The 12,431-nt window shown below is 55.5% G+C and carries 11 protein-coding genes; 4 read left to right on the top strand and 7 right to left on the bottom strand.

The features are described from left to right. The first annotated feature begins 69 nt into the window (after positions 1–69). Positions 70–1,278: an aminotransferase class V-fold PLP-dependent enzyme gene (locus EPL00_RS22070; RefSeq protein ID WP_135855097.1), complete on the top strand. Its 1,209-nt coding sequence runs from the start codon at positions 70–72 to the stop codon at positions 1,276–1,278. A gap of 110 nt (positions 1,279–1,388) precedes the next feature. Here the strand turns inward: EPL00_RS22070 and EPL00_RS22065 are convergent, their stop codons facing one another. The 7 genes from EPL00_RS22065 to EPL00_RS22035 all read right to left on the bottom strand — a co-directional run bounded on the left by EPL00_RS22065 (position 1,389) and on the right by EPL00_RS22035 (position 7,951). Next, positions 1,389–2,408 (bottom strand): zinc-dependent alcohol dehydrogenase, encoded by a 1,020-nt coding sequence (locus tag EPL00_RS22065; RefSeq protein WP_135855096.1) that lies wholly within the window; start codon positions 2,406–2,408, stop codon positions 1,389–1,391. Next, the gene (locus EPL00_RS22060) at positions 2,408–2,791 is read right to left on the bottom strand and encodes a Rid family detoxifying hydrolase (protein ID WP_135855095.1); all 384 of its coding nucleotides are present in this window, start codon (positions 2,789–2,791) and stop codon (positions 2,408–2,410) included. The genes EPL00_RS22065 and EPL00_RS22060 overlap by 1 nt, the downstream gene beginning before the upstream one ends. A gap of 60 nt (positions 2,792–2,851) precedes the next feature. Beyond that, positions 2,852–3,382 (bottom strand): helix-turn-helix transcriptional regulator, encoded by a 531-nt coding sequence (locus EPL00_RS22055; protein WP_135855094.1) that lies wholly within the window; start codon positions 3,380–3,382, stop codon positions 2,852–2,854. After that, the gene (locus EPL00_RS22050; protein ID WP_135855093.1) at positions 3,379–4,503 is read right to left on the bottom strand and encodes an ABC transporter ATP-binding protein; all 1,125 of its coding nucleotides are present in this window, start codon (positions 4,501–4,503) and stop codon (positions 3,379–3,381) included. Before EPL00_RS22050 ends, EPL00_RS22055 begins: the two co-directional genes overlap by 4 nt. Before the next feature lies 1 nt (position 4,504). Next, on the bottom strand, positions 4,505–5,389 hold the full coding sequence (locus tag EPL00_RS22045) for a carbohydrate ABC transporter permease (protein WP_135855092.1): 885 nt from the start codon (positions 5,387–5,389) through the stop codon (positions 4,505–4,507). A gap of 2 nt (positions 5,390–5,391) precedes the next feature. Next, a complete protein-coding gene (locus tag EPL00_RS22040; RefSeq protein ID WP_162224311.1) occupies positions 5,392–6,306 on the bottom strand; it encodes a carbohydrate ABC transporter permease in 915 nt (304 codons plus the stop codon). Positions 6,307–6,421: 115 nt separating this feature from the next. Continuing rightward, positions 6,422–7,951 carry an ABC transporter substrate-binding protein gene (locus tag EPL00_RS22035; protein WP_162224310.1) on the bottom strand — a complete coding sequence of 510 codons (1,530 nt, stop codon included), beginning with the start codon at positions 7,949–7,951 and terminating at the stop codon, positions 6,422–6,424. Between the two features lie 211 nt (positions 7,952–8,162). Between EPL00_RS22035 and EPL00_RS22030 the strand changes: the two genes are divergently transcribed. The 3 genes from EPL00_RS22030 to EPL00_RS22020 are packed head-to-tail and all read left to right on the top strand — an operon-like array spanning position 8,163 to position 11,983. Continuing rightward, positions 8,163–9,683: an FAD-dependent oxidoreductase gene (locus EPL00_RS22030; RefSeq protein WP_162224309.1), complete on the top strand. Its 1,521-nt coding sequence runs from the start codon at positions 8,163–8,165 to the stop codon at positions 9,681–9,683. Then, positions 9,680–11,203, top strand: coding sequence for an FAD-dependent oxidoreductase (locus tag EPL00_RS22025; RefSeq protein WP_135855088.1), 1,524 nt, complete (start codon positions 9,680–9,682; stop codon positions 11,201–11,203). Before EPL00_RS22030 ends, EPL00_RS22025 begins: the two co-directional genes overlap by 4 nt. Positions 11,204–11,224: 21 nt before the next feature. Next, positions 11,225–11,983: a sugar phosphate isomerase/epimerase family protein gene (locus EPL00_RS22020; RefSeq protein ID WP_135855087.1), complete on the top strand. Its 759-nt coding sequence runs from the start codon at positions 11,225–11,227 to the stop codon at positions 11,981–11,983. Positions 11,984–12,431: the final 448 nt, after the last annotated feature.

The following is a 12,431-nucleotide window of genomic DNA, read 5'->3' as shown; positions in this document are numbered from 1 at the left end:
CAGTATTGTGTTCTGCAAGTTACTACGATACTCTGAATACTTACGGAGACCGCCCGATGATGGAGGCAGATGCAGAACGACACGATCTACGACAATCTGGGAGTGCCAACCGTTATCAACGCAGCCGGGACGAAAACCCGAATCGGGGGAAGTCGAATTCGCCCGGAAGCCCTCAACGCGATGCGCGAAGCGGCCGACTCGTTTGTTCGCCTTTCGGATCTCCAAGCACGAGCAAGCGATCTTATCACCGATGTCACAGGTGCCGAAGCGGGATACGTCACCTCGGGTGCAGCCGGAGGCTTGCTTCTCGGTGCTGCGGCATGCATCGCTGGTGAGAACCTCGATGCAATGGCGCAACTTCCCGATACCACGGGGGTCGCTGATGAAATCATTATGCCACGGACGCATCGGTCAGGGTACGATCATGCGCTTCGGGCGGCCGGAGCAACTATTGTCGACGTTGGCACGAATGATCATCATCTTGGCACGGGTGCTGCCAATGTCGAACCGTGGGAGATCCGGGACGCAATCTCGGAGGACACAGCTGCGGTCGCCTATATGCAAAAGCCGTATACGGAACCTCCACTCGAAACCGTCGTGAAAATCGCTCACGAGAACGACGTCCCGGTTATTGTTGATGCCGCCGCAGAGTTGCCGCCGCAGTCGAATCTTGAACGATTCATCGAACTGGGGGCTGACCTTGTGGCGTTCAGTGGGGGGAAAGCGATTCGCGGCCCCCAAACAACGGGTATCCTTGCCGGTCGTCGCGACCTTATCGAATCTGTGGCCGTACAGCATCTCGATATGCACGCTGCTGAAGCCGTTTGGGAGCCATCCGGTCTCGTCGATACCGACGAGTTAGCGGGTGTTCCCCGCCAGGGGATCGGTCGGCCGTTAAAAGTTGGCAAAGAAGAACTGGTTGGTCTAATTCGCGCTCTCGAATTGTTCATGGAGGAAGACCAAGAGGCATTGCAAGACGAATGGTCCGCCCGTGTAACTCAAATCGCTGAAGGATTATCACACTGTAACGGGGTTTCAACCCAGGTGGCCGATGGAGGGAAGGTTGCTGTTGCACCGGAAGTTAGCGTTTCACTTGATTCGGCTGTCACAGCCGTTACCACCACGGAACTCGTGCGTGATTTGCGAAAGGAAACTCCCCGCGTATTCGTCGGCGCGGATAGTCTTCCGGAAGCGTTCTCAATCAATCCGATGTGCCTCACCGACGAAGAGGGCGAGTACGTCGTCAACCGGATTATCGCCCACGTCAATTCGGAGTGATGCCGCCGTCTCGGCTTGAGACCGTGTGATAGCGCACACCTTCGTCTTCAGACACGAAAGGAGGTCAATACCGCTCCCGTCTGAAATGGTGGGTTTCCGCGCATAGTCTATCACGGTCGAAGGATAGCCTTGATAACTCCGTCCTCTCTGTTCAGTACGGTTTCGAGCGCTCGTTCGTACTCTTCAAGACTGAACTCATGGGTGACGATACCGTCAACCGAGAGGTCTCCACGCTGGAACAATTCCATCACTTGATCCGTCGCGTGTGCGGCCGTAACCCCACCGATGACGGTAAGCTCTTTCGCCACAATATCATTTGGATCGATTGCCTTCCGGTCGTCAAACACGCCAGTCAATACTACATCTCCCTGTTGGGTAGCGACTTCGAGGCAGGTATTTAGTACATCACCACCGCCTGCCGCTTCGACACAGATGTCAACGCCAGCACCGTTCGTGTACTCTTTGATTCGAGTAACTGGGTCCGTCTCACGGACGTTCACTGTGAGATTCGCACCGTATGTCTCGCCAACTGTGAGTCGTTCATCTCGAGTCCCAGTGAGAATGATATTCTCGACACCCTGCGCCGCTAGTAATTGCACACCGAAAAGACCGAGCGAGCCGGGTCCGAGCACCGCCGCCGTGTCGGTAAATGACGTCTGGACTCGCTGGAGCGCGTGTAGCGTACACGCCGCCGAATCCACCTGCGTCACCTCGCTGTCAGAAAGCGACTCTGGGACAGGATTGAGAGTATACGCCGGTACCGTAGCGTACTCCCGATACCCGCCATCAAGAGTGAAGCCAATTTCCTTCAGATCGTCGCACTGGTAGTATCGGCCTTCTCGGCACGCGGTACATGTACTACAGTAGATGAACCCGTGGAGTGCTACTCGGTCGCCGACCGACAATGAATCGACGTCATCACCGAGTTCCACAACTTCGGCGCACACTTCGTGCCCTGGGACGAGCGGGTAGTTGGTCCAGGGTGGTCCCTCACCGTGGATAAGACCGATGTCGCTTCCACAGATGCCGACTGCACGGATTTTGATGAGGACTTCGCCGTTCGAAGGTGACGGCCGGGGACGTTGTTCTTCCCAGACATTCTCCTTGCCGTCAGTCACGATTGCCCGCATCAGTCACCCCCGAGCGTCGCTACGGCTTCGATTTCAACCCCGATATCGACTGGCAGGTCGACGACCTGCACTGCGCTTCGCGCGGGATACGGCTCCGTCACGTGCGTGGCGTACACCTCGTTAATCTCGGTATAGTCAGCCATGTCCTGAACGAATACTGTTGTTTTGACGAGATCGTCAAGGGAGGCACCTCCGGCTTCGAGAACCGCTGCGATGTTCTCCATTGTCCGGTCGGTCTGCTCTCGAATCCCACCGTCGATGACCTCGCCGGTTTCTGGGTCTACTGGACCCTGGCCGGAGACGAAGATTCGGTCGCCGTCGATGATGCCCTGTGAGAAGGGCCCGATACTGGCTGGTGCGTCGGTTGTCTCGATTGCCTGCATGGGTGTAGGGAAGGGACGTGGCCATGTTACCAGCCACGCAAACTGGTGGTAGCGTACGTTTCAGTCTGTAAGTTCGACCTGCGAAACCTCGGCAGCGACCTCCTCCGCGATATCGAAGTACTGGATTGTGTTCGACACTAACTCGATCATCTCGCCGTCAATCTCTTTGACGCGCTGGACATGATTATCGACGGTATTCGGTGAGATGTCGAGTTGGTCTGCGATTTCACGGCGGTTCAATGCGAACCACTGCCGAAGGACATACACGTCCGCTTCTCGGTTCGTCAACGGCGTCTTTACATGGAGGTCGACAGCGAGTTCTCGCCAATCGCGTTGTGTGGCGGCGTTCTGCAACACCCGGCGTTGATCGGCGGATAGCTGAGTGAAATCAAGCCGACCGGGGCGACTGAACTCGTGGTCGGGGACAACACGGTCAAGGACCTCCGCGGAGTAGGTCACCCACTCTATGCCCGTCTCTCCGGCTTGACTCAAGCGGCCGTATACCTCTCCTCCGACGGGTGTGCCGTGGAGGAAGCACGGGTCACCCGTGTCGTCAGTCGACAACTGCTGGTAATACTGAATCGAGGTCATTGTCCAGTCTGAGCCACCTCCGAATCAGGGCCGCGATCAACGTCATATGCTTCACCACTGCGAGCATCGAACACGTGGACCGCTGACTCGTTCATCACGATGTCGACTTCGTCGCCAGTCCGAAGATTCGTCTCCGTATCGACCATCGCGGTCACCGACGTCCCAGCTCCGACCTCTACTTGTACTTCGAAGTGTGACCCCATCGGCTCTATCAGGCGAATCTCACCTGTGAGGTCGCCGCCGTCGCTGACAAGCTCAACTTCTTCGGGCCGGATTCCGACTGCAACAGCAGCGTCGCTCGCGCCCGTAAGTCCAGCGACGGTGATTGTGGTGTTGTGAAGCTGGATTGTTTCGCCATCTGCACCGACGTGGCCATCAAGGAAATTCATCGATGGTTCCCCGATGAATTCAGCTACGAACCGGTTCGCTGGGTCGTCGTAGATTTCCTGCGGACGCCCGACCTGCTGGATTTCGCCACGGTTCATGATGACGATGCGGTCAGACATCGTCATCGCTTCCTCCTGGTTGTGGGTGACGTAGATCGTGGTCGTGCCGAGTTCGGAGTGGAGTTCCTGCAATTCGATTCGCATCTGCCGTCGGAGCTTTGCGTCAAGATTTGAGAGTGGCTCGTCCATCAAGAAGACGTCAGGGTCTCGGACGATTGCGCGGCCCAGTGCGACGCGCTGTTTTTGGCCGCCCGAGAGATCACTGGGCATACGGTCTAGCAAGTCGTCGATACCCATCATCTCGGCCGCTTCCGTGACCTTTTGGGCAGCTGGTTCGCCTGTAATTCCCTGTCGCTGTTTCAATGGGAACGCCATGTTTTCCTTGACGGTCATGTGGGGATACAGTGCGTACGACTGGAACACCATCGCGATGTCACGCTTGCGAGCAGGGTCCGGCGTAACGTCTCGGTCGCCGAACCGGACGGTCCCCTCTGATGGCTGTAACAGCCCAGCAATCGTTTCAAGAGTCGTCGTCTTCCCGCATCCGGACGGGCCGACGAACACGACGAATTCTCCGTCCTCGATTTCGAGTGCTATATCATCGACTGCGACTGTCGCATCGCCATTATCCTCGTAGTATCGGTGGGTGATGTTGTCGAGTGTTACTGATGCCATGTTATGCTTTGATGCCGCTGAGTTTGATGCCTTGAACGTAGTACTTCTGTAGCGATACGAACAGGATGATGACCGGGATTGATGTGAGCGTCATGCCGGTCATGAGTGCGGTTAAGTCCTGCTCGAACCGGCCCTGGAACTGCGCGAGTGCGACTTCGAGGGTGTACATCGACTGATCCTGGGCGATGAGCAACGGCCACAGGAATGAGTTCCACGTCCCGATGAACGTGAAAATGCCGAGCGTTGCCATTGCGGGCTTGCTCAACGGGACGATGACCTTGTAGAACACCTCGAAGCGAGAGCAGCCATCGACCATCGCTGCACGTTCCAGATCCGATGGAATCGTCTCGATGAACTGCTTCATGAGGAAGATGCCGAACGCGCTCGCCGCGAACGGCACTGTTAGCCCAATATACGTGTTGATGAACCCGAGTGCGTCCATCAGGATGTACAATGGAACGATGGTGATCTGGCTCGGGATCATTAATGTCGCAAGAATCGTCATGAACAGCACCTTCCGGCCGGGGAACTCTAGCTTCGCGAAGACGTAGCCTGCGAGGGTGTCGAAGAACAGGTTGAACACGGTGACGATGCTGGTGACGAGAAGCGAGTTCAGTAGGAATCGCGTGAAGTTGAAGTTCGTGAGCACTCGCTCATAGTTGTGGAGTCCCCATTTGACTGGATTTGAGGGGATGAACTTGGGTGGGAGTTGCTGGACCGTTCCTGGTTTCATCAGCGAGACGGCGAACATGTACAGGAACGGTCCGATCATGATCGTTGCGACAACTGCGAGAGCGAGAATGTGAACGGTACGACCTATCGTCTCATTGTCGAACCGTTGTTTAACTCGCTGGATGCGATCGGTGGGATTGGTTTTGAGGCTCATTGTTAGTACTCCACGTCGGTGTTCAGATAGCGCATGTTGATCACTGTGACAACGAAGATGATGCCGAACAGGACGAACGACATTGCGGACGCTTCACCCATCAGGTACTCGCCGAAGGCCTTTTCGTAGATGTAGTAGACCGCAACGGTCGATTTGAATCCTGGCCCGCCTTCGGTCATCACGTACACCTGTGTGAACACCTTGAACGACCCGATCGTCGTCATCACGACGATAAACAGCGTCGTCGGTTTCAACAGCGGCCACGTGATATTCTTGAACCGAGCAATTCGGCCTGCGCCGTCAATGCGCGCAGCCTTATAGACCTCTGTTGGAAGCCCCTGTAATGCCGCGAGGTACAGGAGCATGTTGTAGCCAGCGCCTTTCCAGATGGTCATTGCAACGATGGCTAAAATTGGGTAGTCAGCCAACCAGATGACCCCGTCGTTAAGGATGCCTGTCGTCGTTAGGAGCCAGTTCAGTAACCCGTAGGTCGGGTTGTAGATGAAGTTGAACACTAACGCGACTACGATCATACTCGTGACGACCGGGAGGAAGTACACCGTCCGGATGTATTTGATTCCCTTGAGTTGGGTGTTCACGAGGAGTGCGAGTCCGAGTCCGGCGATGACGCTACCCGGAATCGAAAGCAGACCGAAGTAGACGTTGTTCTTCAGTGATGCTAAGAACGGATGCCTGAGCGGGTCGGTGAGGAACTCGTAGGCCGCGACTGGCCCCTCCTCGACGACGATTCCTGCCGCTTCTGCGAGCGGGTGGAAGAGAATGTCGTTGTAGTGTGCGAGTCCGACCCACTGGAACTGGCTCGAGAAGAAGTACGCCTCGTGGAACGAGAGCCAGAAGGCGTACACGACCGGCAGGAACACGAATGCCGAGAAGATGAGAATGTCTGGCAGCAACATGATGTATGCAGCTGCCGTTTCGAGCTTACTGTACCGCCCAAATTGGATACTCCATTTCTCAAATCGGCTTCCGAGCGACTGTGACGGCTGTGATTCCGTGTTCCCGGCCATATGCTTACTTTAGCCCCTCTGCATACCGGTCTTCCAGCACGCTCTGGAGGTTCTTCAGAGCAGGATCGAGTTCTTTCGAGCCGCTCACGATTTGCTGGACGACTGACCCGACGGTGTTCCACAGATCGACGTCTGCAGGGACTTGAGGTGGACTGTAGTAGGTCGCGTCTTTGACGATCTCTGCAAGGGATGCAAGTTGCGGGATTTCGAAGTTCTCCTGCGTGTTGAGTTCCGGTCGGATAGAGAGTGAGCCGACTTCCTGAACGAACTTCTTCTGGCGGTCCGTGGAGAACCACTCTTGGATGAACTGCCCTGCGTAGTCGGGGCTGTTGGACTTGTCGATAATCATGAGCGGTTTTCCGGCTGAAGCAGTGAAGTAGCCCGACCCGCTCAGACCGTCGAGTTTCGCTTCCGTCACGGGTCCGAACGCGGCCCACTCGAAATCCTTGACGTGCTTGTTCAGCAGCGAATACGCCCACGGCCCTGAGAAGTAAAGGCCGACCTTGCTGCTTGGGAAGATTTTCGTCATGCAGGCTCCGTTGTCAGCTGTCAGCACGTTGTCCGGCACGTAGCCTTGGTCGGCCATCCGCTTCATCCATCCGACCGTAGCCTTCATTTCGTCACTGGTAACTCGGACTTTGACGTCAACGACTTCGCCAGCATGGATTTTTGTTTCAGAGTGATTCCCGCGGAGTTCTGAGTAGGCCCCTTTCGTTCCGTCGCCTAGCTTAACGACCGGTTCGGTCATTTCGACACCGAACCACGAGCGCATGAAGTGGGCGGGGAAGTACCAGTTGTAGGCGGTGGCTCCGCCAGGCCAAATCCAGCCTTTCGCATCGGTGTTGTTCGTAATGTCTTTAATCGCCTGTTCGAGGTCGCTGAGCGTCTGGGGCTCAAATGTTTCGGGGTCGTAGCCTGCTTGCTTGACGAGCGATTTATTGTAAAACCAGTTTCGGGCGTTGACTGTTTGAGGAACGCCGAATACGTCACCGTCGAACGTCACTTTCGGCCAGACGATGTCGTATGTCTCCTTCTGTAACTGTTCGGTGTACTCGTTAATTTCGAGGAGCGGTGACTCATCGACTTTGCCGGGCGTGACGTATTTGTCGAACTTGTGATCGTAGACAAGATCAGGTGCGTTTCCGGTCTTGTAGGCAGCGAGGACCTTCTCCGTTAGCCGTTCGGGGTGACCCTGTATCTGGATGTCAACGTCCGTCTTGGACGTGTATGCGTCGGCGGTTGCAGCGATCCATTTGCTGCTCGCACGGTCACTTTTCCCGTACGTATTCCAGAGTGAAATCGAGTCTGGCTTCTCGGTGGTTTCAGATGTTTCGTCGGTGTTGTCTGTAGAACTTGATTCCGTCGTCGTTGTGGTCGTCGTGGTCGAATCTTGTGCTGGATTTCCAGAGGCACAACCTGCAAGCCCCATACCGCCAGCGAGAGCAGTTGAAGCGAGGAATTTCCGCCGGGTTGCTTCATCGAGGCTCCACATTGCTTCTTCTTGACCGCCACCTTGGTTGGCATCCTGTGGCATAGACATGAAATGTGAGGACTACATTATAAATCCTTCGTCCATGAACAGTAGTTAATAATTATCTTTGATGATGATTAGGCAAGGGTTTATAATCTAATATGGGCCTGTCTCGCTTTAGCATATGAATGCTAAGCCAAATTCTGTCTCTTCATTGAGGACGGATTATTAGATTACCCGAGTTTTATATGTGGACGCATCTCAAATGCGTGTAATGAGCGAGACGACACAGGAATACGCACTTCTCGTCTACGGAGCCACGATGCCGGGCATTGCCGCTGCTCGGAATGCGGCATCGATGCTCGACGCTGACACTAAGATTCTCTTCATTAACCCCCAGCCGGGTTGGGGCGGAATAGCTGGAGTCGGCAGACTCCCCGCTTGGGACCGACGAGACTGGCAGAAAAATGGTCTAGCGATGACACCGCATGGAGGGTCGTTCCGTCGCTGGTACGAATCAGAAGGCCAAGCCTATAATCCAGTCTCGATGGAACAAACACTCAAAGCAGAAATTGCAGAATCTGACCAGATATACGTCCTCGACTTCTGGGATATCGAATCGATTCATACCGACAACACCGGCCGCATCACGACGGTTGACGTCACCCCGCTAAAACGAAAGCAAGGCGATACAACGACGACGGGCGACAGCGTTAGCATAACTGCGACCACGTTCGTCGATGCCTCTGAGTCAGGCCGTCTAACCAGGCTAGCCAATATCCCATATACAACCGGCCGCCAAGACTGGGGACCTGACGACCGACAGATGGCAGCAACCCTTCTCTTCCAGCTCGACAACGTAAACTGGGCCGAAATCAAGCAGAGCCGAAGCGCGAACGGACGTGAAACGTATCGTCACAGGACCGACCCCCGAAGCGGACGGCGGCTCTTCTGGGGTGGGCACTATGAAGCAGACAACGCCGATGCCGTAGCCGAATTCGAGGACGCCCATCCGCGGTTTCGAATCAAAGCAATGAACGCAACTGAGGTCACCGAGGAACGCTTCTGGTTCAACGCCGTCCTCATCTACGATGTCGACGGTCGATTTGACGCCCGCGAACGCGGCCGAATACTGACCGAAGACGGCGACCATCGACCATGGGACACCGACCGCGCCCGTCAGCGAGGTCTTGAAGCATTACAAGATGACCGCTTCATCGCCGCAATGCAAGACTTTCCTGGGCTTTCAGACGCAGAACTTGTCTTCCATGACGACGAACCCGCCATCGCGGAGACGCTGTATCTGCGGGAAACCATCCATACGTACTATGACGATACACAATTCGCACTCGAACGACATCATCTTCAGGACGCTGGCCAGGACCCACAGGATGGCGCCGATGCCGAACACTACGACGAGCGCATCGGGCTCGGCTTCTACTGGATGAACAACAACGGTTATCGCCGCGATCAATCGTCGAACGACGCCGAATTCCTCGCTCCCGATAATCCTGCTTATATCCCCTATGAGACGCTCACAAGCCACCGCTGTCCAAATCTCCTCATCCCCGGATACGCCGCCAGTATCAGTAGTCAAGCGTGGTTCGAGATGCGTGTCCTCCCAAACCTCTGTGTTCTCGGCGATGCCGCTGGCGTCGCCGCCGCCATGAGTCTCCTGGAGGAGCAAGACCCGCGCGACTTCGCCATCGAACAAATCGAGCGAATCCAGACTATACTCCGAGAGGAGTTCGATGCGGTACTCGACAAAGAGACGGGGTACGGTGTTGTCGAATGACTGGCCCGCCATCGTACGAGGTCGTAGTCTACGGGGCGACCATGCCCGGAGTCGCAGCTGCTCGAAACGCAGCGCGACTCCTCGATACTGGCCGGATCCTTCTCGTCAATCCTCAGCCCGGCTGGGGCGGAATTGGTGGAGTCGGCGGGCAGAACTTCTGGGACTGTCGATACTGGGAACGCAATGGCAGACGCTGGCTCCTTCAGGGCGGCTCGTTCCGTGAGTGGTACCGCTCGCAGGGACAGGCGTACAATACCGACCGTATGCAACAGACCCTTCGAGAAGACGTGACCGCACAGAAGAATATCGATATTCTCGATGGATGGGATATAACGGCGACCCACCTTGATGATGCAGACCTTCTAACGGCAATCTCCCTTCGAGCGCGTGGAGCATCTGACAGTCGCTCAAAGCAGATTCAGGGAGCGGTATTCGTCGACGCCTCTGAATCCGGACGGCTTGCACGTCATGCCGGAATTCCCCATACCATCGGGCGGCAAGACTGGTCGCACGATTCACGCCAAATGGCCGCGACGCTCATGTTCCAGATACAAGACATTAACTGGGATACAATCCTCAAGCATAGTGGGGAAGGAGAGGAGTACGGAACACAAGTCGACGAACGAAGCGGGCATCGACTGTTCTGGGGTGGCGCAAAGACAGTCGAGACCGCATCGGCCATGAGAGAGTTCGGAGAAACGACGCCGCGTATGCAAATCAAACCGTTCAACGCAGCGGAACACGACGATGGAATCTTCTGGCTCAACACGCTCCTCATATACAACGTCGATGGTCGGTATCATCGACCGAATACCGAGTCAGTTGAGACTGCTAGTACCTGGTGTCGAAGCGAGGCGCTGCGTCGGGGACAACAGGCAATTGACTCGGAGGCGTTCATCGATGCACTCCAGAGTTTCCCCGGATTCGACGACGTAACACTCGTGCGCCGCGACGATGGGACACCCCGTACCGGGGAAACATTGTATATCCGGGAAACTATTCACGCGACGACTGGACAGGGTCAGTTTGCGGTCGGTCGAGATGCAGTTGAGAACGCAGGCGTCGGACCGGACAGCGGTGCAGACGCCCGCTTCTATGATACTCGTATCGGCCTTGCGTATTACTGGCTCGACAATAATGGATATACAAAGGACCTCAAGTCGGATGGAACTGAACTCGAACCCACAGCGAATCCGGTCTACCTTCCGTATGACTGTCTGACGCCCGCCCGGCCACAGAATCTCCTACTGCCTGGCTACGCCGCAAGCATTAGTAGTCAGGCCTGGTTCGAGGTTCGGGTTCTCCCGAATCTCTGCGTCCTCGGCGACGCCGCCGGAGTCGCCGCCGCAGTAAGCCTCCAGCAGAACGTACTCCCAGGGCAATTTACCGCCGACGAAATCGCTCACGTCCAAGAATACTTGGAAACCGAGTGTAACGCAATTTTAAATAAACAACAATCAAATTCGAATCCAGATGAACCTGCACCAACACCCATTCCGGAGGTCTCGACGAATGATTAACCACGCTGTGGAGGGTGAACGATGACTAACGCCGGAATACAGTTATACAGTGTCCGGGACCTCGATGTCCCATTGGCGGAGGTACTCGAACAAGTTGCTGCAGCAGGATACAATGGTGTCGAGTTCGCCCATCGGTATGCCGACGCTGACACGGAAACCATTACTAGCGCACTTACCGAACTAGAACTTGACGTCGTCGGTGCACACGTCGGCATGGACGCGCTTGAGTCGGATCCAGACGCTGTCATCGACCGCTATCAGCCAGTCGATTGCCAGACGTTCATCGTCCCACACTTCCCCCCAAAACACTTTGAAACGGCATCGGCAGTCGAGTCATTGGCTGCCCGACTGAACAGAGTCGGAGAGGCACTTGAAGCGCGCGGTGCGGAGTTCGTCTATCATAATCAAGCTCATGAGTTCCAGCCGCTCGCTAACGGTGAAACCGCGTTCGACCGACTCATTGCCCACACGAATGAGTCAGTCAAGTTCGAATTTGACGTCGGTGGAGCTATCACAGCAGGTGTCGATCCAACGTCAATCCTCACGGAGATTAGTAATCAAACACCTCTCGTGCATCTCAAGGATGTTGCGGCACCCAACCCGAGTCCAGAAACAACACAGCAATCTGTCCTCCCCGGCGAAGGAGACGTTCCCCTCGACGAGATCGCGACTATAGCGAAGGAACTCAATACTGACTGGCTTGTCTTCGAGCATGATGATCCATCATCCCCAACCCAAGCACTCAAACGAGGCGGTGAAGTGACAACATCCCTCATCTAGCCTCTTGAGACGTAGGGCGCGACTCCCCACAACGCTAGTTGAGGAATACCGCTCCGATTATCAGTAATCACGAAAATCCTCTATTTTCGAACAATCAGTGGAGACTGCATTCCCTATTTTGCCTGCAGGCGAGGAAATCTCAAGCAGCCAGAAACCTCCGGCTTTAAGCGTTTTATAAGACGGCAAGTACGATGAGAGGTGCGTGGCAAACTGGCAGTTGACTCGGTGTTTGCCTCACCAAAACGTAAGCCGACCACACCGACTGTCGGAAAAGAAATCAGAGACCTCGAAGCCTCTGCCGGGTACAAGTAACGGCTTCGTAGCAACGCCAGTGGCCGACAGTCCACGAGCCGTAGATTGCCGACCATCCGAATCGACGAGAATAACAGAAGAACCTCGGGAAGCCCACGACTGTAGTTGTAGGAGATATCACGTCGGGGTATCCCCG

Origin of the sequence: Halorussus salinus (genome assembly GCF_004765815.2) — an archaeon.
In the GTDB taxonomy this organism is placed as follows: domain Archaea; phylum Halobacteriota; class Halobacteria; order Halobacteriales; family Haladaptataceae; genus Halorussus; species Halorussus salinus.
This window is presented reverse-complemented; position numbering and strand designations above follow the sequence as displayed.